The 20,486-nt window shown below is 57.0% G+C and carries 17 protein-coding genes and 1 tRNA gene; 5 read left to right on the top strand and 13 right to left on the bottom strand.

Features of this window, described 5'->3' with window-relative positions:
• Positions 1 to 1,857 carry an autotransporter assembly complex protein TamA gene (locus EV680_RS05530; RefSeq protein WP_132953747.1) on the bottom strand — a complete coding sequence of 619 codons (1,857 nt, stop codon included), beginning with the start codon at positions 1,855 to 1,857 and terminating at the stop codon, positions 1 to 3.
• A 381-nt stretch (positions 1,858 to 2,238) separates the two neighbouring features.
• On the opposite strand from EV680_RS05530, the gene sstT reads away from it, so the two are divergent.
• Positions 2,239 to 3,468 (top strand): serine/threonine transporter SstT, encoded by a 1,230-nt coding sequence (gene sstT, locus EV680_RS05525; RefSeq protein WP_132953746.1) that lies wholly within the window; start codon positions 2,239 to 2,241, stop codon positions 3,466 to 3,468.
• 156 nt (positions 3,469 to 3,624) lie between these two features.
• On the opposite strand, the gene EV680_RS05520 is transcribed toward sstT, so the two are convergent.
• The 10 genes from EV680_RS05520 to EV680_RS05475 all read right to left on the bottom strand — a co-directional run bounded on the left by EV680_RS05520 (position 3,625) and on the right by EV680_RS05475 (position 13,398).
• A tRNA-Lys gene (locus EV680_RS05520) sits at positions 3,625 to 3,700 on the bottom strand.
• Between the two features lie 130 nt (positions 3,701 to 3,830).
• Complete coding sequence (locus EV680_RS05515; RefSeq protein ID WP_132953745.1) at positions 3,831 to 5,879, bottom strand: M3 family metallopeptidase; 2,049 nt, start codon at positions 5,877 to 5,879, stop codon at positions 3,831 to 3,833.
• Positions 5,880 to 6,086: 207 nt separating this feature from the next.
• Positions 6,087 to 6,866 carry a class I SAM-dependent methyltransferase gene (locus tag EV680_RS05510; RefSeq protein WP_132953744.1) on the bottom strand — a complete coding sequence of 260 codons (780 nt, stop codon included), beginning with the start codon at positions 6,864 to 6,866 and terminating at the stop codon, positions 6,087 to 6,089.
• 94 nt (positions 6,867 to 6,960) lie between these two features.
• Positions 6,961 to 7,404: a hypothetical protein gene (locus EV680_RS05505; protein WP_132953743.1), complete on the bottom strand. Its 444-nt coding sequence runs from the start codon at positions 7,402 to 7,404 to the stop codon at positions 6,961 to 6,963.
• A gap of 152 nt (positions 7,405 to 7,556) precedes the next feature.
• Positions 7,557 to 7,973, bottom strand: coding sequence for a winged helix-turn-helix domain-containing protein (locus EV680_RS05500; protein ID WP_207894294.1), 417 nt, complete (start codon positions 7,971 to 7,973; stop codon positions 7,557 to 7,559).
• Between the two features lie 267 nt (positions 7,974 to 8,240).
• On the bottom strand, positions 8,241 to 10,088 hold the full coding sequence (locus tag EV680_RS05495; protein WP_132953741.1) for an ABC transporter ATP-binding protein: 1,848 nt from the start codon (positions 10,086 to 10,088) through the stop codon (positions 8,241 to 8,243).
• A 524-nt stretch (positions 10,089 to 10,612) separates the two neighbouring features.
• On the bottom strand, positions 10,613 to 11,194 hold the full coding sequence (gene ruvA, locus EV680_RS05490) for a Holliday junction branch migration protein RuvA (protein ID WP_132953740.1): 582 nt from the start codon (positions 11,192 to 11,194) through the stop codon (positions 10,613 to 10,615).
• 109 nt (positions 11,195 to 11,303) lie between these two features.
• Positions 11,304 to 12,080: a septal ring lytic transglycosylase RlpA family protein gene (locus EV680_RS05485; protein ID WP_243650340.1), complete on the bottom strand. Its 777-nt coding sequence runs from the start codon at positions 12,078 to 12,080 to the stop codon at positions 11,304 to 11,306.
• An 86-nt stretch (positions 12,081 to 12,166) separates the two neighbouring features.
• Positions 12,167 to 12,631 carry a tRNA (cytidine(34)-2'-O)-methyltransferase gene (locus EV680_RS05480; RefSeq protein ID WP_132953738.1) on the bottom strand — a complete coding sequence of 155 codons (465 nt, stop codon included), beginning with the start codon at positions 12,629 to 12,631 and terminating at the stop codon, positions 12,167 to 12,169.
• Positions 12,632 to 12,681: 50 nt separating this feature from the next.
• Positions 12,682 to 13,398 carry a ComF family protein gene (locus EV680_RS05475; RefSeq protein WP_132953737.1) on the bottom strand — a complete coding sequence of 239 codons (717 nt, stop codon included), beginning with the start codon at positions 13,396 to 13,398 and terminating at the stop codon, positions 12,682 to 12,684.
• Between EV680_RS05475 and bioH the strand changes: the two genes are divergently transcribed.
• The gene (gene bioH / locus EV680_RS05470) at positions 13,397 to 14,140 is read left to right on the top strand and encodes a pimeloyl-ACP methyl ester esterase BioH (protein ID WP_132953736.1); all 744 of its coding nucleotides are present in this window, start codon (positions 13,397 to 13,399) and stop codon (positions 14,138 to 14,140) included. The two genes, EV680_RS05475 and bioH, sit on opposite strands and share 2 nt — an antisense overlap.
• Before the next feature lie 88 nt (positions 14,141 to 14,228).
• Complete coding sequence (locus tag EV680_RS05465; RefSeq protein ID WP_132953735.1) at positions 14,229 to 15,017, top strand: class I SAM-dependent methyltransferase; 789 nt, start codon at positions 14,229 to 14,231, stop codon at positions 15,015 to 15,017.
• Positions 15,018 to 15,143: 126 nt separating this feature from the next.
• On the opposite strand, the gene dacB is transcribed toward EV680_RS05465, so the two are convergent.
• Positions 15,144 to 16,541 (bottom strand): D-alanyl-D-alanine carboxypeptidase/D-alanyl-D-alanine endopeptidase, encoded by a 1,398-nt coding sequence (dacB, locus tag EV680_RS05460; protein WP_132953734.1) that lies wholly within the window; start codon positions 16,539 to 16,541, stop codon positions 15,144 to 15,146.
• 297 nt (positions 16,542 to 16,838) lie between these two features.
• Here dacB and recJ point away from each other — a divergent pair, with 297 nt between their 5' ends.
• Positions 16,839 to 18,533, top strand: coding sequence for a single-stranded-DNA-specific exonuclease RecJ (recJ, locus tag EV680_RS05455; RefSeq protein WP_132953733.1), 1,695 nt, complete (start codon positions 16,839 to 16,841; stop codon positions 18,531 to 18,533).
• 68 nt (positions 18,534 to 18,601) lie between these two features.
• On the opposite strand, the gene EV680_RS05450 is transcribed toward recJ, so the two are convergent.
• On the bottom strand, positions 18,602 to 19,486 hold the full coding sequence (locus EV680_RS05450) for a LysR family transcriptional regulator (protein WP_132953732.1): 885 nt from the start codon (positions 19,484 to 19,486) through the stop codon (positions 18,602 to 18,604).
• Positions 19,487 to 19,804: 318 nt separating this feature from the next.
• On the opposite strand from EV680_RS05450, the gene EV680_RS05445 reads away from it, so the two are divergent.
• A complete protein-coding gene (locus EV680_RS05445; protein WP_132953731.1) occupies positions 19,805 to 20,461 on the top strand; it encodes an NAD(P)-dependent oxidoreductase in 657 nt (218 codons plus the stop codon).
• Positions 20,462 to 20,486: the final 25 nt, after the last annotated feature.

Genomic DNA, 20,486 nt, shown 5'->3' with positions numbered 1-20,486 from the left:
TTAAAATCGGGTTCCCAGGCTGATGTGCCAGCGCAGTTTTTTATCTTGATGGCCGTAAGCCACGTCAAACGAGAAAGGCGCCACCGGGCTGAACCAGCGCACGCCCACGCCGGTGCCGTGTTTGAGCGTCATTTCTTTGAAATTGTCGGCCGCATCGCCCATATCGTGGAACACGGCGGCAGAGAAGCTTTTGGTAACCGGATATTGGTATTCCAAGCTGGCCACGGCCAACGCACGCTCGGGCAGCACCGAATTATTGGGCCCCTCAAGGCCGATACTGTCGAGCTCGTAGCCGCGCACCGATGTGGCGCCGCCGGTGCGAAATTGCAGGGTAGAGGGCACATCTTTATCTTCTTTGGCATACACATAGCCCAATTGGCCGCGCACGATAAAGGTGCCGATTTTTTTGTTTTCCGGGGTGAAATAATAGCCGGCGCGGCCGGTTGCCCGCGCCACTTGGGTGGATGAAAGCAAAGTGCCCAAGGTGCTGCCGATTTTGCCGTCGAGATAATAGCCGTTTTCGGGGCGCAGCAGCGTTTCGATATTTTGGCGCTTCCACGAAGCGGTGAGCATGGTGGCGTGGCTGCGGCCGAGATCATAATCGGTGTCGGGCACGCGGCGGCTTTCGGTGATGTATTCGAGGCCGAGGCGCGATTCGATGCCGTCCCGGTCGCGCACATGCCACACACCGCTGCTCAAGGCATTTTTTTCCAGATTTTGGGTGGTGGAGCGGGTGTAGGACACATTGGAGGTCCAATAATGGCCGTGATTGTCGCGCGGCTGGCTGATACCGGCGGCCACCGTGGTTTCATATTTATCACCATCCACCACCACCGAGCCGATGTAGCCGCGGTTGAAGAGATTATAATAATCATAGCCCACGCGCCCACCCGGGCCGTATTCCGAATCATAGCGCAAGCCCACTTCCAGCTTTTGCCGTTTCATTTCCGACACCGCCACTTTTACCGGCACACGGTCACCCTGCATATTTTCAAAATCGGCCTGCACCGATGCACCGGAATAATGGCCGTCCTGCTCCAGCGCCTGCTGGTAATCGAGCAGCTTATCCAAATCATAAGGAGAACCGGGAGAAAATCGCGCCAGCCCGCGCGCCACACTCACCGGATAACGCTGTGTGCCGCTGATGTCGATATCGCCGAAATACACCGGCTGGCGGCTTTCCACCGTCACGCTCAAGTCGGCCGTGTTTTGCGTCGGATTGATGGTGGCCTGGCTGTGGGAAAGCGTGGCGAGCGGGTATTTTTTGCGGGTAACTGCCGAGAGCACGGCGGTTTTGCTGCTGCTCCAATCGCTTTGGTTAAACGCATCGCCCACAGGCAAAGACCAATTATTCAAAGCATTTTTATAATAGGCCGACAAATCTTCGTCTTGCAGAATATCGCCCAAAATCGCCACGCCCACATTTTCAATTTTGGTTTGCGGGCCGGGCGCCACCGCCACCACATAGCCTTCACCCGCGGGCGACACGGTAACGCGGCCATTGAAATAGCCTTTGGTGCGCAACATAGTTTGCACGTTATCAGGCGCATCTTCGGCCAAAAAACCCACCTGCTCGCGATCAAGCACTTCTTGCTGCTGCTGGGTGATCAGCGGCAGGTATTCTTGCAGCATGGCCTTGACTTCGCTGTTGTCGGTACGGATTTCCACCGGATATTTCAGCGGCAGGTTGCCGCCTTCTTCCTGCGTTTGCGCGGCCTTATCTTCAGCGGCAGCACGGCTGCCCGAGGGCACATAATCGGCCGCCTTCGGCTGCTCGAAGGCAGGCTCATCGGCAAACGCTTGTGCACAGGCAAGCGCCAGCGTGGTCATCATCAGGGTGGCGGTGTGTTTGTTCATATGAATAAAAAAAGGCAATACGGCGTCGGCTCGGCAACAGGCATAAACGGCGATTCTAACATCATTTTCAGCGCGTTGCAGAAGCCCTCAGGCCGTCTGAACGCATCAGCGCAAATTGGCGGCTAGGTGAAGCTGCTGCGGGCGCGGCGGCCAATTTTTTCAACAAAATATCCGGCCACTGCATAAGACATTCAAAACCTGCGCCGGTGCACGAAAAAATAAAAGTTGCTGTTTATTCCAAAAAACATGCCAAATAATAACATATTCGTTTAATAATATTTATTTTTATGGCTGTTTGTTCTATTTTCAAAAACAACACCCCAAAGCAGGTATTTTATTTTAGAATATTAGCCTTTCTTAACATTATTTAAAGGAATCATCATGGCAAGCGGAAATCCGATTCTCCATATGATGAACCGTGTGAGCCTGGTCAAACAAATCGTCATCGGCTTGGTGCTCGGCATCGCGCTGGCGTGGCTCTCGCCGCAAGCGGGTATGGCCGTGGGGCTCTTGGGCAACCTGTTTGTGGGTGCGCTTAAAGCCGTGGCGCCGGTGTTGGTGTTTGTGCTGGTGATGAGTGCGATTGCGCAGCATCAAAAAGGCAACGAAGCTTATGTGAAGCCGATTATCGTGCTTTATATCATCGGCACTTTTCTGGCCGCGCTCTCGGCCGTGATTGCCAGCTTTATGTTTCCCACCAACATTATTCTCGTGCCCACCGGTGGCATCGACGTTACCCCGCCCTCGGGCATTGTGGAAGTGTTGAAAACGCTGCTGATGAATCTGGTGGCCAACCCGGTAAACGCCATTGCCAATGCCAACTACATCGGCATTCTGGCTTGGGCGCTGGTGCTGGGCGCGGCTTTGCGCCATGCCTCGGAAGGCACCCGCACCCTGATTGCCGATATGGCCGATGCCGTGTCGACCGTGGTGAAATGGGTAATCCGCTTTGCACCTTTGGGCATTTTCGGCCTAGTGGCTTCCACCATTGCCGAAACCGGCTTCGGCGCGCTGGTGAGCTATGCCAAGCTGATTACCGTACTGGTGGGCTGCATGTTGTTTATCGCGCTGGTGGTCAACCCCATCATCGTGTGGTGGAAAATCCGCAGCAATCCTTATCCGCTGGTGTTTACCTGCCTGCGTGAAAGCGGCGTCACCGCCTTTTTCACCCGCAGCTCCGCCGCCAATATTCCGGTGAATATGGCGCTGGCCAAAAAGCTCAACCTGCATGAAGACACTTATTCCATCTCAATTCCGCTGGGCGCCACCATCAATATGGCCGGCGCAGCCATCACCATCACCGTGCTGGCGCTGGCAGCCGCCCACACCGAGGGCATCACGGTGGATTTCTGGACCGCCATTTTGCTCAGCCTCGTGGCCACCGTCAGCGCCTGCGGCGCATCCGGCGTGGCCGGCGGCTCGCTGCTGCTGATTCCCTTGGCGTGCAGCCTGTTCGGCATTTCCAACGATGTGGCCATGCAGGTGGTGGCCGTGGGCTTTATCATCGGCGTGGTGCAAGATTCTTGCGAAACTGCGCTCAATTCCTCAACCGATGTGCTCTTCACCGCCGCAGCGGATATCGGCCGCCAACGCAGCAACGGCAGCTTGTAAGCGGTTTGAAATAACAAAAGGCCGTCTGAAAGATTTCTTTCAGACGGCCTTTTGTTTGTGCGGCTTCAGCAGATAATTCTTTTCAAAAAATCCGGCGGTTTGCAGCCGATAAAAACCGAGTGGCCAATCTCAAAAAGATTGGCCGCTCGGTAGGTTTGGTGGGTCGTGAAGGATTCGAACCTTCGACCAACGGATTAAAAGTCCGCTGCTCTACCAGCTGAGCTAACGACCCGAAGACGTGCATAATATAGAACTGCTTTTTTACTGTCAACCTTTTTTTGATGATTTGATAAAAATAAAGCGAGAGGCCGTCTGAAAGGTTTCAGACGGCCTCTCGCTTTAAAGGTTAAACACAAGAATCATCAAGCCGCATCCGCATCAAAGCCGCTGTGGCGCAGCAAGGCATCGATTTTCGGCTCGCGGCCTCTGAAAGCCTTAAACGATTCCATCGCGCTGCGCGAGCCGCCCACGGCCAACACCTCTTGCCAGAAGCGTTTGCCGGTGGCTTTCACATCATCGCTTTCTTCAAAAGCGGCATAAGCATCGGCGCTGAGCACTTCTGCCCATGAATAGCTGTAATAGCCCGCCGAATAGCCACCGGCAAAGATATGGCCGAAGCTCAGCGCAAAGCGGTTATACGCCGGCGGCTGCACCACCGACACTTCGCGGCGCACGGCTTCGAGCACTTGCGGCCATTCATTCAGACGGCCTTCTTCGCTCTGGCTGTAGATCTGCATATCGAAAAGCGCAAATTCCATTTGCCGCACCATAAACATGCCGCGCTGGAAATTTTTCGCCGCCACCATTTTGTCGAACAATGCGCGCGGCAGCGGGGCGCCGTTTTCTTCGTGTGCCGACATTTCGGCCAACACATCGTATTCCCACACAAAGTTTTCCATAAACTGGCTGGGCAATTCCACCGCATCCCATTCCACGCCGTTGATGCCGCTCACGCCCAATTCGTCCACCTGCGTGAGCAAATGGTGCAGGCCGTGGCCGGTTTCGTGAAAGAGGGTGATGATTTCATCGTGGGAAAGGCGCGCTTCTTTGCCGCCCACGGGCGGGGTGAAATTGCACACCAAATAAGCCACCGGCGTTTGCATTTGGCCGATTTTATCACCCTCGGTAAAGCGGCGGCGGCCGCGGTAATCGTTCATCCAGGCGCCGCCGCGCTTGCCCTCGCGCGCATAGAGATCCAAATACACGCCGCCGATGATGCTGCCGCCTTTTTCCAGCTCGAAATAGCGCACATCAGGGTGCCACACCGGCACGCGTTTTTCCATCAGGTTCACACCATAAAGGCGATGAATCTGCGCAAACAGGCCGCCGAGCACTTTATTCACCGGAAAATATTTTTTCACTTCGGTTTCGCTGAAGGCATATTTGGCCTGACGCAGCTTTTCGCCGGCATAGGCCACATCCCAAGCCTGCAAATCAGCCAAGCCCAAAGAGTCGCGGGCAAAAGCCTGCAATTCAGCCAAATCTTTTTCGGCAAAAGGCTTGGCGCGGCGGGCCAAATCGTGCAGAAAAGCCAGCACTTGCTCGGGCGAATCGGCCATTTTGGTGGCCAGCGACAATTCGGCAAAATTGCGGTAGCCCAGCAATTGCGCCTCGCGCAAAGCCACTTCCAGGCGGCGGTTGATGTTGGCGGTGTTGTCGAATTTGCCCTCATCGCTCAATTCACTGGCGCGGGTCACATAAGCGTGATAAAGCTTTTCGCGCAATTCGCGCTTATCGGCATATTGCATCACGGCGATATAGTGCGGCATTTGCAGGCCGATTTTATAGCCGCTTTTGCCCTCGGCCGCGGCGGCAGCGGCAAACATCGCTAAGGCTTCTTCGGTAAGGCCGGCCAATTCGTCCGCATCATCAAAATAAAGCGCAAACGCATCGGTGGCATCGAGCACATTTTGTGAAAACTGCGCCGCCAATTGCGCGCCCTCGGTTTGCAGCGCCGCAAATTCGGCCTGCGCTTCGGGTGGCAATTCCGCACCGCTCAACACAAAATCGCGCAAATCGTGTTGCAGCTTGGTTTGTTGCGCCGCATCGAGCTTATCGAACGCTGCGCTGTTTTTAATCGCCTTAAAGCGCTCGTAAAGCGCCATATCTTGGCCGATTTCGGTGAAAAACACCGTGACCTCGGGCATCAATTCGTTATACACCGCGCGCAAGGGCGGCGTGTCGGCCACCGAATTCAAATGCGCCACCACGCCCCAAATGCGCCCCACGCGCTCGGTGATGTCGGTGAGCTGCTCCACCGTGTTGCCCCAAGTGATGTCGGCCTGCGCCTTCACCCCGGCAATCGCATCGCGCGCCTCGGCAATCGCCGCCTGCATGGCGGGCTTGATGTCGGCGGTGGTGATTTCATCGTAACGCGGCTCATCGGCCAGATTCAACAATACATTGCTCATAAAGTTTCCTTGTGGGTGTGTTTCAGACGGCCTTTGGTGCGGCAGGCCGTCTGAAAAGAATGATGCGGTTGATTATAGGGGCAAACGGGGAAATATAAAGATGAGGCCGTCTGAAACATTTTGTTTCAGACGGCCTTTCTATGACAACCATCGAATTAATTCATCACAAAAGTAGAAAACGCCGCAAAGTTTATCGGTAAAAGCTGCTTACATCGCGCCGAGCGTTGCTTTCACAGCAGCAAAACGCAGGCGTACATAATCGGCCGACACCGCACCCTGCTCATCACGCGGCAGATATTGTTCGGCTGCAATAGCGGCTTCATTCAACACTTGCGTCTGCAAAGCCGGCGTCAATCCGGCCGGCAGCATCGGCTCGGCAAAAGTGGCCAACCAGCCCGCCACACCGCAGGGCAGAGGTGTGGGCCGGGCAAACAGCATGATTTTCTGTACGGCAAACCCGTTTTCCATCAACAAGGCTGCATAAGTGTCGGCATCGGGAAAATACCAGCATGGCTGCGCCTGCAAACCGTGAGCGCTCAATGCTTGCTGCAAGGCCGTCTGAATCGCGGCAATATTGCCGCTGCCGCCCATTTCCGCCACAAAGCGCCCGCCCGGCTTCAACGCTTTAGCCACCCCTTGCACCACCGCTTGTGCATCGGTCATCCAATGCAGCGCGGCATTGGAAAACACGGCATCAAATTCATGCTCAAACGCCAGTTGCTGCCCATCGCCCTGCACGGCATGGATGCCCAAACGCTGCGCCGCAGCCACCAAATCGGCGCTGCCGTCCAAGCCGAGCACTTGGGCGCCGGAGGCGGCGATTTTTTGCGTGAGCACGCCGTCGCCACAGCCCAAATCCAATATTCGCTCTCCTTTGTCAGCTTGCAGCCAATCGAGCAGCGATACGCCATAATCGGCAACAAAACGGGCATTGTCGGCATAAGTTTGCGCCTGCCAGTGCTGGCTGGGCGTGTTTGTTTGGCTCATCGGTTTCTCCACCGCTATTCATTAATGGCCGCAGTATAAAGCAGTATAAAATAGTTTCAGACGGCCTTTAGCCCGATTGGGTCACATGCGCACATCAGAAGGCAAAAAACCGAACTGCTGCTTGAATGCCGCTGCAAAATGGCCGCCGGATTGATAGCCGCAAGCAGCGGTAATATCGCCTATCGGAGTTTGGCTGCCAAGCCAGCAGCGCCTGAATATCGGCATGCATAAGTTCATCGGCAGATGCCAACCGCTGCCAGATTTCCCGCCCTCCTGCGATGGCTGCCGGTGAAACACAAACGGCTGCGCTTGCCTTCGTAGCGTGTTTTTTTGTTTCAGACGGCCTAAATAACATGCACGCATCGATATCCGCCTGATCCAGCAACAGCAATTCGGCCGCATAAATCTGCCCGCGCCCAGCCTGCTGCACAATCTGCCAGCTGCTGCGCTGCTCGAAGCAAAACAGCTCACCGCAGCCAATCGCTTCCTCATGCGCCGCCAGCGGCAGAATTTTCTTTCCCGCCACAATCCGCCACACCACACTTTGGCATCATGATTGGCGAATAAGGCGAGGCCTTTTTCCCTTTTCGTGCCATACGCGGGTGAGACTGTCTTGTTGTCCGATGCGGCTTTCGTCTTGAAACCAAATGTCGACTTGTTCGGGCTTGATGTGTTCGGGCAATACGGCTTTTACTTCGTCAACAAAGTTTTTTTAAAAGCGTCTTGCGCTTCCGGGTCTGCCTGTGGATGGCGGCTGCGGGCGGTTATCCAGCTCATGCCGATACGGTGCAATAAAGGATACAGGCTGCTGCTGTGTTTGTAGTGGGCATTCAATTCTTGAGCGGCGATGGTATGGATGTCTTCGGCCGTGAGCCTGCCGCCTTCGCGCTTTTCTTGCGCTTCGATGATACGTTGTTTGAAGGCTTGATGGTCTTCCGGCTTTAGTTTGCTGCTGCGGCCTGGGCGCTGTTTGTCGTAAATGGCCTGTTCAATGCCGAATTCCCAATATTTGCGCCGCAATATGTGCATGGTAAGGGGATTCAATCCGAACTGTGGGGCGATTTCTTCGGGTGCTTGGCCTTGTTGCAGTTGGTGCAGTATAAACAAGCGTGTCCGAGCCCGGGGGTGGGGTTCGGTTTTGGCGAGTTTGATAAAATCATGCTCGGTGAGTGGGTGGTTTTTTGGGGCCAGTTTAGGCATGGGACGGTTATAGCTTATTTATTTTTATTGGTATCAGACGGCCAGAGCTTTTTGCAACAAGCCTTTCTGATGTGGAAGGCGGCATAACCGCCCTCATGCCTTGCACCGCACAACACAGGCCGTCTGAAAACTTAATATTCAGACGGCCTGCGTGGTTTGCCTGCATAAAGCGCTTTATTCGGAATGGCTGTTTAAGAAGCCGCCGCTTTGGTGCGCCCACAATTTGGCGTAAAGGCCGTGTTTGGCCAGCAGCTCTTCGTGGCTGCCCTGCTCCACAATGCGCCCTTTGTCGAGCACAATCAGCCTGTCCATAGCGGCGATGGTGGAGAGGCGGTGGGCGATGGCGATCACGGTTTTGTTTTCCATCAGCGCATCAAGGCTTTCCTGAATAGCGGCTTCCACTTCGGAATCGAGCGCGCTGGTGGCTTCATCAAGCAGCAGAATCGGCGCGTCTTTCAGCATCACGCGGGCAATGGCGATGCGCTGGCGCTGGCCGCCGGAAAGCTTCACACCGCGCTCGCCCACGTGCGCATCGTAGCCGCGCCGGCCTTTGGCATCGGAAAGATTGGGAATAAACTCAGCCGCTTCGGCCTGCTCGGCGGCGCGATACATATCTTCATCGCCGGCATCAGGGCGGCCATAGAGAATATTGTCGCGCACGGAGCGGTGCAGCAGCGAAGTGTCTTGCGTGACCAAGCCGATTTGCTTGCGCAGGCTCTCTTGGGTAACGTTGCGGATATTTTGGCCGTCAATGCTGATGCTGCCGCTGTTGGTTTCATAAAAGCGCAGCAGCAGGTTCACAATGGTGGATTTGCCCGCGCCCGAGCGGCCGATCAAGCCCACTTTTTCGCCGGGGCGGATGGTGAGGTTGAAGCCGTTGAGCAGGGGCTTGCCCGCTTCGTAAGAGAAATCGACGTGATCAAAATGGATTTCGCCGTGGCGCACCACCAGCGGGCGGGCATCGGGCAAATCCACAATGGTGTGCGGCTTGGAGAGCGTGTTCATGCCGTCTTGCACGGTGCCGATGTTTTCAAACAGGCGCGCCGATTCCCACATAATCCATTGCGACATGCTGTTGAGCCGCAAAGCCATGGCGGTGGCGGTGGCCACTGCGCCCACGCCCACCTGGCCTTGGCTCCACAGCCACAAGCCCAGCGCGGCGGTGCCCACGGTGAGCGACACGTTGAGCACATAGCTGGCCGAATCGAGCCCCGTGGCCAGGCGCATCTGCGCATGCACGGTTTGCATAAATTCGCGCATCGAGGCTTTGGCATAAGCGGCTTCGCGCGAGCCGTGGGAAAAAAGCTTCACGGTGGTGATGTTGGAATAAGCATCGGTGATGCGGCCGGTCATCAGGCTGCGGGCATCGGCTTGGCGCTGCGCGGTTTTGGCCAAGCGCGGAATCATCGCGCGCATCATGCCCACAAACAACACCAACCACAGCACAAACGGCAGCAGCAGCCAGCCGTCGAGCGCCACCAGAATCACGCCCGAAGTGATCAAATACACCGCCACATACACCAGCATATCGGTGCACGTCATCACCGTGTCGCGCACGGCCAGCGCGGTTTGCATCACTTTGGCCGACACGCGCCCGGCAAATTCGTCTTGATAAAAGCCCAGGCTCTGGCCGAGCATCAAGCGGTGGAAATTCCAGCGCAGCCGCATGGGAAACACGCCTTGCAGGGTTTGCAGGCGCACGTTGGAAGCCACAAACGCCCACACAATGCTCAGCAGCATCACCACCGCCATCAGCGTGAGCATGCCGCCTTTTTCCGCCCACAATTGGGCGGGCGTGTATTTGCCCAGCCAATCCACAAGCTGCCCCATATATTGAAACAGCACCGCCGATAAAATGCCCAAGCCGGCCGATAAAATCGTCAAGCCCAAAAGCCAGCCGTGCAGGCCGTTGAGGTTGGACCAGATAAACGACACCACATTTTTGCCTTCGGGCGTTTGCGGCACGTCGTCGGGATAAGGATCGATGCGGGTTTCAAACCAGTTGAAAATCTTGCTGAACATATTGATAAAGCTTTCGTTTGTGAAGCAGCCGGTGCTTCAAAGATTGTTTTTATGGTCGGTTGGTGCGTATGCGTTCAGACGGCCTTCATTTATCATCAGGCCGTCTGAAAACATAATACAGGCGGTAATATATAACCAAACAAATTAATTTTGGGGGCTGCCCGGCAAACCTATCGGCTTGCTTCAGACGACTTTAAACAGTGATTGTTTTCTATTCAAACAAGAAAAAATGTTTGAACCTAAACAACTTTTCATACCCATTCAAAAAAGTAAGCCAACAAGGCGGAAGCCTGCGACTATAGAGATAGTATGGCAAGGCGAGACAACGAAGTGAGGTTATTTTTTGGATTGGTATCAGACGGCCTGTAACCAAATCCCCTCTCTCTCAACTAAATGTCGGATTCGAGAATCCGATCTACGCATTGGATACGGGGATGAAGGCCGCCAAGCGCGGGTTGGGTTCAATGGCAGCTTCAGAGCAATGATGAAATTTATCGGCCATCGTTTGCAGCGCAGATACGGCTTTATTTCAGCAGATTTTTCAACGCCAACCGCACGCCCTCGCCCACTTCGGTGCCCACAGGCAGATTTTTCACCGCCGCTCTGGCTTCGCGCTCGTTGTAGCCCAAGGCCAAAAGCGTGCTGACGATATCGTCGGTTTCATCGGCCGCCGGCGCAGGCACCAGCAGGCCGCCATCTGCAGCGGGGGTGAGCTTGCCGCGCAATTCCAGCACCATGCGCTCGGCGGTTTTCTTGCCGATGCCAGGCGCAGAAGAGAGGCGGCCCACATCTTCTTGCGCCACCGCCTGTGCCAGCTCGCCGGCGCTCATGGCGCTCAAAATGCCCAGCGCCGTTTTGGCACCGATGCCGCTCACTTTCACCAGCTGGCGAAACGTGGCGCGCTCTTGCGCCGAGCCGAAGCCGAACAATAAATGCGCATCTTCGCGCACCACCAATTGGGTGAAAAGCTGCACAGGCTCGCCCAAAGGCGGCAGGGTGTAGAAAGTCTGCATCGACACATCCACTTCGTAGCCCACGCCGCCCACATCAATCACGATTTGCGGCGGCTGCTTTTCCACCAGTTTGCCATTTAATCTGCCGATCATTTTTCACGCCTGCTTTGTGTGTTTTCAAGCCGAAAGTATAGCATAGGCGCATGCAAAAAATTTCAGACGGCCTGCATCACACAGGCCGTCTGAAAAGAAGCGGCGGCGCTTAAATGGCGGTTTGCACCTGGCGCTTGGCGCTGTCGGCATGGTCTTGCTGGGCAAATGGCCCCATGCGCACCACATATTGGTTGTTTTGCTTCACCATCACCACTTTTTGCGCGCTCTGGGCGCTGTTCAGGTGGCGGCTGGTTTGGCTCAGATAGCTTTTGGCTTCGGCTTCGCTGCCGAAGCTTTTCAGGTTCACATAAATATTGCGGCCACTGCCTGCATTGGCGGCGAGGGTTTCACCGCTGCCCGGCAATACTTGCTCAACGCGCACATTGGCGGTGCCCTGATTGATAAAGCCCAGCTTGCCCGCTGCGGCTTTGGATAAATCCATCACGCGGCTGCTGTGGAAGGGGCCGCGGTCGTTGATGCGCACCACCACGCTTTTGCCGTTGGCCAGGTTGGTTACTTTGGCATAGCTGGGAATGGGCAGGGTTTTGTGGGCGGCGGTCATCATATTCATGTCGTAGCGCTCGCCGCTGGAGGTTTTGCGGCCGTGGAATTTGTTGCCATACCATGAAGCCTTGCCTGTTTGGGAGAACTCAGCCACTTTTCTCATCGGATAATAGCGCTTGCCCGCCACCTGATAGCTCATATTGGCCGAACGGTGCAGCTTTTCGGCTTTCACCACCGCATCGGGCAGTGCATTGCTGCTCACGGTGCGCACGGCAGGCCGGGCTGAGGGGGCAGATTCAGCGGCAGCGGGGCTGATAAGCGCGCTGCCGATGGCGATGGCGGTAAATGCGCCGACGAAAAAAATATTTTTGGCTTTAGTCAAAACAGGTTCCAATTCTTGAGTCAAACACGCAGCGCCTTGATTTTTCATGTATTCAAGACGAAATTCATATTAAATTACAAGCGGCTTTATATGCCGCCTGAAAAATCCTGCTGCCGCCAGGCTTCGAAAAGCATCACGGCCACAGTGTTGGAAAGATTCATGCTTCTGCTGCCCGGCTGCATCGGCAGGCGCAGCTTTTGCGCCGATGGCAAACCATCGAGAATCTCAGCCGGCAGACCTCGGGTTTCGGGGCCGAATAAAAACACATCGCCCGGCACAAACGCCGCCTTGTCGGGGCGCGCGCTGCCTTTGGTGGTGAGCGCAAAAATGCGCCGGCCGGCCAAAGCAGCCAGGCAATCGCTGAAATTTTCATGCACCTGCACCGCCGCAAATTCGTGATAATCAAGGCCGGCGCGCTTCATTTTGCTCGAATCGAGCGGAAAACCCAGCGGCTTGACCAAATGCAAATCGGCGCCGGTGTTGGCGCAGAGGCGGATGATATTGCCCGTGTTCGGAGGAATTTCGGGCTGGTACAAAACAACAGTAAACATATAAATCAGTCACTTAATCTAGGGCACTATGCCCGAAGCAGGCAGGTGCGTCAAAAAATTTTCATTTGCGCGCGGGCGAGCGTCCAGCAAAAAATGCGCCCAGCCCCCGCCCTTTTTAGCACGCGGGCCAATTCATTTAATGTTGCGCCTGTGGTCACAACATCGTCGATTAACAACAGGTTACAGTTCTTAACCAAGCCGCTTTGCACGGCAAACGCATGGCGCACATTGCGTTGGCGCTCATCGCTTTTGAGCGTGCTTTGCGGTGCGTGATGCCGTCTGAACACGGTATCACGCGGCAACAGCGGCCAGCCGTAATGCTGCGCCAGCCGCGCTGCAAGCTCATCGGCCTGATTGAAGCCGCGGTAGAGCCGCCGCGCTTTGCTCAAGGGCATGGCCAACGCCGCGCCGATTTCGGCATCGGCCAGCCACGGCGGCGGGTGGGCACGCATGATTTCCACCAGCGGCTCGCGCATGCTCAAATCGGCTAAATGCTTGAAGGCATGCAGCATGCTGCTGGCCGGCGGTTCATAATACACGGAAGCCCACAGCCGCTCAAACGGCGGCGGCTTTTGCTGGCAGCGCCCGCACACCGCGCCGAGGGTGCTTATGCCGGCGCATTGCGGGCACATATGCGCCGCATCGGTGCGCACGCTTTGCAAATCGGCGGCGCAAGCGGCGCACAGCCCGCAGCCGGCGGCCGAATCGTGGCATAATACACACCGTTTTGAGCTGGCGCTTTGCCGCCACCAAGAAAGCATTCCCATGCAAAATCCTGCCAAAAATGTTTATCTGATTCACGGCTGGGCCGCCAACCACCATATTTTCGACGACCTGGTTCCGCGCCTGCCCGCCGATTGGCGCATACACACGCCCGATTTGCCCGGCCACGGCGCAGCACCTTTTGGCGGCACATTCGACGTGGCGGCCGCCGCCGATACGCTGGCGGCGCAAATCGATGAGCCGGCCTGCATTTTAGGCTGGTCGCTCGGCGGCCAAGTGGCGCTTTATCTGGCCGCACGCCACCCCAAAAAAGTGCGCGCGCTCTGCCTCACCGCCAGCTTTGCCCGTTTTCAGGCCGCGCCCGATTATCCCGAAGGGCTGAGCAACCCGGCGCTGGCAAAAATGGTGGCCTTGTTCGGCCAAGATTACCACAAATATATGAAACAGTTTCTACAGTTGCAATTTTTATACGCCAAAGACCAACAACCGATTCTGGAAAAAATATTGCCCGATATTGTGAAGCACGGCGCACCCGCCGCGCTGCAAGCCGCGCTCGATGCCGTGGCCGCTGCCGATGCGCGCGCTTTTCTGCCCCAAATCGCCGCACCGGCGCTGCTGATATTCGGCGGCAAAGACAGCATCACGCCGCCGCGCATGGGCGAATATCTGCACCGCCATTTGCCGCACAGCGAGCTGCACATTATCGAGAAAGCTGCCCACGCGCCTTTTCTCACCCATGCAGCGCAATTTGCCGCTTGGCTGGCTGATTTTTTCAACCGTTGTTGATGTGGCTTTCAGACGGCCTGTTTGTATTAAGCTTAAGCGGCAGGCCGTCTGAAAACCGATTTATTTTTTACAGACAAAGCGTGAACCAATGAACACACCCGAGCGCTGGCAAATCCATCACCACTTAGCCCAAAACGCCGATGAGCGCCTGCAAATCCTCACGCGCACGCCCGAGCGCATCACACTCATCGGCGCCGATGCCGACATCAGCCGCAGCCTGCTGGCCGCACGCTATCCGCAAGCCGCGTTTGCCGAATACGACCCGCGCGCCGACTTTCTCGCCGCTGCCGCCGCTGCGCGCAAAAGCGGCTTGTGGCAAAAGCTCACCGGCAAAATCGTGCCGCAGCATCAGCAAAGCTTGGCCGAGCCGCTACCCGAAGCCGCTGCCGATATGCTGTGGGCCAATTTGAGCCTGATCACCGCCGACGATTTGCCGGCTGTGTTTGACAACTGGGCGCGCCACCTCAAAACCGACGGTTTGCTGTTTTTCACCCATTTCGGCATCGACAGCCTGCAAGATTTAATCGGCCGCTTAAATGCCGAGGGCATCGACTGCCGCGCACCCACCTTGATTGATATGCACGATTTGGGCGATATGCTTTTCCACCACGGCTTTTACGACCCGGTGATGGACACCGCCAAGCTCTCGCTGAGCTATCGCGCCGCCGCAACCTTTTGGCAAGACATGGAAACCTTAGGCTTGTGGCAGGCGCTGCAATTGAGCGACGAAGCCGCCGCCCGCACCGTGATCAACCAAATGTGGCAAAGCGGCAAACCTGTGGAAATCACGTTGGAAACCATACACGGCCATGCGGTGAAAAAGCTGCTGCTGCCCGAGGGCGAAAGCGCGGTGCAGTTTTTTCCGCGGCGCGGTTGATGGCGGGTTGTGCAAAAGCGCAGGCGTGATTTAAGTATCAATCTTGTGCGCATGCGTTTGCGGCAAGTTTGGAAAAAGGCCGTCTGAAACCTATGTTTCAGACGGCCTTCGTTGATATACATCGTTTCACGGCGAATCCGGCCGGCGGTTTGCTTCTGCGGCAGCAGGCAAAAGCTGCATCACGAGCTTATCCAAATCGGGCAGATAAGCGCCCGATTGCTCGCTGTTGAGCAGCACCACAATGGCCAGCGGGTGTTGCGGCGCTTCGGGCAGCCAATAGCCGGCCAGCGCGCGCACGTTTTTGAGCGTGCCGGTTTTCAGGCGCAAGGGGCTGCCGATGTTTTGGAAACGCTTTTTCAGTGTGCCGTCGTTGCCGGCAATCGGCAGGCTGTCGGTAAAGGCCGTCTGAAACGGGCTGCGGCGGGCGGCGGCCAGCATTTCGCCGAGAAAACGTGCACTCACGCGCTCGCGCCGCGACAAACCCGAGCCGTTTTCCAACACCAGCGTTTCATCATCCAGCTCGGCCGAGCGCAGCGCGCGCCGCACGGCGGCTTCGGCGTTTTGCGTGCCCTTGCGCCCGCGCGCAGCCTGCTCGCCCAAAGCCAGATACACGCTGCGGGCAATCACATTGTTAGACTCTTTATTCATGTCGGCCAACACAGCCGCCAAGGGCTTGGATTGGTTGGCCGCCAAGGTGGCCGCTTGCGCCGGTGCGCGGCCTGCGCCTGCGCCATCGGCAATTTCGCCGCCGGATGCGCGCCAATGGTTGATAAAGCTGCGGGCGGCAAAATCGGGCGCATCGAGCATGTTGACAAACATTTCCTGCCCCAAGCAGCTCTCGGGCAGCCGCCCGCGAAACGACAGCACGCCGTCGGCATATTTCGCCGCCACATAAGGCTTCAGCGAGGGGCAGGCCGCCGCGCCGGCATAGGCGCTGAGCCGGTTTTCCTGAGCCACATCGGGCAGCGGCGGGTTGAGCGCCATCACCACTTCGCCATCAGCATTGCGCTCGGGCCGGGCCCACACCACTTTATAGGCCAGCATATGCGGGCTGGGCGGCGTGGCAAAAGCCTCGCCGGCATCGTCGCCAAAGCCCTCGGCGCTGCCCGAATCCGGCCACACGCTGCTATCGAGCACCAGCCGGCCGCTGATTTTGCGTATGCCCTGATCGCGCAATTGCTGCTGCATATCGAGCAAATCGTTTTGATCCAGCACCGGGTTGCCGCTGCCCACCCAATAAATGTCGCCGGCCAGCGTGTGGCCGCTCACCGGCGCGGCGGATTTCCATTGCGTGAGCCAGCGGTAATCGTCGCCCAGCGTGCGCAAAGCGGCAAAAGTGGTAACGAGTTTCATCACCGAAGCCGGATTCATCGCGGCATCGGCGCGGTGCGACACCAGCACCTGCCCGCTTTGCATATCCTGCACATACACCGCCACTTCATCGGCGCGCATGCGGCCGAAATCCAGCGCAAAAGCGGCCTGGGCGCACAACAACACACAGCACAACATGACTCGGCGCAACATGATTCAATTCCATCGGAATAATAAAAACCGGATTATAAAATACATCAGGCCGTCTGAAAGGCTTTTGCCGGTTTTTTCAGACGGCCTGTGTCTTTAATAAGATGTTGAATACCGAAACGTGTTTGCAAGGCAGAAAACACAGCAAGGTTTGGCCGCCTTGCGCGCATTTCCAACGCAGACGGCTCCAACGCAGACGGCGCGTTTTTACGCCAACACTTGCCGCAAAATGAAAGGCGGACAAACCCCGGGCCGCCGTTTAGCGTTACAATAGCGCCTTTCCCGCCGCATCTGAACGCCATGTCTGCCAAAATCCAAACCCGCGCCTACAACCCCGACACCTGCCAAAGCCTCATTGCCGCCGGAGCCGACCCGCTGCTGGCGCGCCTGTGTGCCGCACGCGCCGTGGCATCGCCGGCCGAATTGCAAGACAAGCTCGCCGGCCTTTTGCCGCACCAAAGCCTCAAAGGCTGCGCCGAAGCGGCCGCGCGGCTGGCCGATGCGGTGCTGGCGCGGGAAAACATTTTGATTGTGGCCGATTACGATGCCGATGGCGCCACCGCCTGCGCCGTGGGCATGAAAGGCCTGCAAAGTATGGGCGCGGCGGTGGATTTTCTGGTGCCCAACCGCTTCGAGCACGGCTACGGCCTCACACCCGAGCTGGCCGACATGGCGGCGGCGCGCGGTGCGCAAATTTTGCTCACGGTAGACAACGGCATTGCCAGCCTCGCCGGCGTGGCGCGGGCGCAGGCCTTGGGGCTGGAGGTGATTATCACCGACCACCATTTGCCCGCCGACACCGTGCCCGACTGCATTATTGTCAACCCCAACCAAGCCGGCTGCGGCTTTGAGAGCAAAAATCTGGCCGGCGTGGGGGTAATTTTTTATGTGCTGATGGCTTTGCGCGCCGATTTGCGCGCACGCGGCGGCTTTTCAAACGGCTTGGCCGAGCCGAATTTGGGCAGCCTGCTCGATTTGGTGGCGCTGGGCACCGTGGCCGATGTGGTGGCGCTCGATCACAACAACCGCATTTTGGTGTCGCAAGGGCTCAAGCGTATGCGCGCGGGCAATATGCGCCCCGGCATCCGCGCGCTTTTCCAAGTGGCCAAGCGCGATTGGCGCAAAGCGCAGCCTTTCGATATGGGCTTTGCTCTGGGGCCGCGCATCAATGCCGCCGGCCGTCTCGACGATATGTCGGTGGGCATCGCCTGCCTTTTGGCCGAACACGAAGCCGATGCCCTCGCCTTGGCCGAACAGCTCAACCACCTGAATATCGAGCGGCGCGAAATCGAGCAATCAATGTTGCACGACGCGCTGGCCGCTTTTCCCGAACAGCTGGGCGCAACGCAAACCACGCTGGTGGCTTTTCGCGAAGATTTCCACCAAGGCGTGGTGGGCATCGTGGCCAGCCGCCTGAAAGAGCGTTTCTACCGCCCCACCATTGTGTTCGCCCCGGCCGACAATGGCGAAGTGCGCGGCTCCGGCCGCTCCATTCCCGGCCTGCACCTGCGCGATGCGCTCGATTTGGTGGCCAAGCGCCACCCCGGCCTGATTCTCAAATTCGGCGGCCACGCCATGGCCGCGGGCTTGAGCATTATGGCGCAGCAACTCGATGCGTTTCAGACGGCCTTCGAACACACCGTGCGCGAATTGGTGTGCGCCGATGATTTGGCGCAAACCTACCTCACCGACGGCAGCCTGAGCGCCGCCGACATCACCTTGGCGCAAGCCCAGCACCTGGCCATGCAGGTGTGGGGGCAAGGCTTTGCGCCGCCGAGCTTCACCGACGAATTCGCCGTCATCCGCCAGCAGGCCATGGGCGTGAACCACAAAAAAGTGTGGCTGCAAAAAGAAGGGCGCGAATTCGAAGCCATGTTTTGGCGCTGCACCGATGAAATTCCAGCGCGCATCCGCACCGTTTACCGCCCCGTGGCCAACGAATGGCGCAACAATATCGAATTGCAGCTTTATATTGATTATTGGGAAGCCGCTTAGGGTTTGTTCAAACCAAGAGGCCGTCTGAATCTTTTTCAGACGGCCTCTTGGTTTGTGGACATAAAAGATTATAAATCAACAGCAAAACAACGCTGCAAAACCCTCAACGCCGCTTCGGTTTTGGCCGACTGCACCCGGTGCGGCGTCACCGCATAGATGCGCACCGAGGGCAGCGTCCAATCGGGCAGCACCGCGCACAAGCGGCCTTGGGCAATCAGGGCGGCGGTTTCGCCGCTCAACTGCATCGACAAGCCCAAACCGGCTTGGGTGAGCGTGCTCACGGCGGCGAGCTGGCTGCACAACATGCTGCGCTCGATTTCCAGCACATGGCGCTCTTCGCCGCGCAGCAAGATGGCGTGTATCGGCAGATAATGCAGCCATTGTTGTTCGGCCAATTGGTGCGGCGAGTCGATCGGCGCGCGTGCGGCCAGATAAGCGGGGGCGGCCACGATTTGCCAATGCCATGTGGCCAGCGGGCGCGCCACCAAGTCGGGCGCATCCAGCGCGTGGTTGCCGCCGCGCAGGGCGATGTCGATATCGCCTTGCTTTAAATCGGCCAAGCTGTCGCTGAAATAAAGTTGCGGGCGAATGGCGGGATAGTGCTGTTGCAGCTGCTGCAAGGCTACCTGAAACGGCGGCGCGTGTGCCATGCCGGAAGGCAGCGCAATGTTTAAATCGCCAGCGGCTTCGGTTTTCAGATTATCGAGCGCTTGCAAGGTGTCGGCCAGCGTGTGGCGCAGACGCAAACAATATTGCGCCAAGGCCTGCCCCGCATCGGTGGGGGTGAGGCGGCGGGTGGAGCGGTGCAGCAGCTTCACGCCGTGTTGCGCCTCCAGCCGCGAAATATGCTGGCTCACGGCGGAAGGCGTCATGCCCAGCGCAGCAGCGGCGGCGTTCATGCTGCCGTGTTCGAGCACGGCGGCGAAAACCAATAGCGGTTTGATTTCTTGCATTTCAGGTAGCCTTTATTAAGCCAAGCTTAATAATATAAACAGCAAACCACGGATTATCAAGCGCTTCAGACGGCCTTATACTGCACTCCATCTTATATATATACCCATTAAAAAAATAACCTTACAAAATAAAAGCAGTTCGATCGCACCATCCGCGTAGGTCGGATTCTCGAATCCGACGTTTGGCCATCGGCCAAAGCAATGTGCATGCCTTGTTCTGCGAACAAGTGTCGGATTCAAGAATCCGACCTACGGGCTGCCTGTTTGTATATTATTTTTAGAATGGGTATTAATCGAAACACAAACAAGGAGCTTGATATGAAAATCGCTGTGATTGGCGCCACCGGCTATGTGGGCAATGCCGTAGTGAAAGAGCTGGCCGCCCGCGGCCATAAAGTGACCGCATTTGCCCGCAACATCGATAAAGTGTTTGCCGCCGACAATGTAACCGCCGTGGCTGCCGATGTGAACGCCGCCGACTTCGCCGACAAACTGCAAGGCTTCGATGCGGTGGTGAGCGCGTTCAACCCCGGCTGGAACAACCCCAATATCGGCGCCGACTTTGCCAAAGGCGCCGCGGCGATTACCGAAGCCGCCCAAGCCGCTGCCGTGCCTTATTTGCTGGTGGTGGGCGGTGCAGGCAGCCTCTATGTCGCCCCCGGCCTGCAATTAATCGACACGCCCGAGTTTCCGCAAGAAATTTTTGCCGGCGCCAACGCCGCCCGCAATCTGCTCACCGACTTGCGCCCCCGCCGCGATGTAAACTGGGCGTTTATCAGCCCGCCGGCAATGTTTTACGAAGGCAGCCCGTTTGAGCCCAAAGGCAAATACCGCTTCGGCCAAGACGATGTATTAATGAGCGGCGCCGCCCCCGCCGGTATTCATGTGGACGATTTGGCCAAAGCCATTGCCGACGATGCCGAGAAAAAAGCGCATTTATTCCAACGCTTTACCGTGGCTGAAGTATCAGTATAATCAACACAGGCTGCCTGAAATTTTG

This window comes from Uruburuella suis, assembly GCF_004341385.1.
Lineage (GTDB): Bacteria > Pseudomonadota > Gammaproteobacteria > Burkholderiales > Neisseriaceae > Neisseria > Neisseria suis.
Note: the sequence above shows the minus strand (reverse complement) of the source record. Positions and strands in the feature narration are given on the sequence as shown.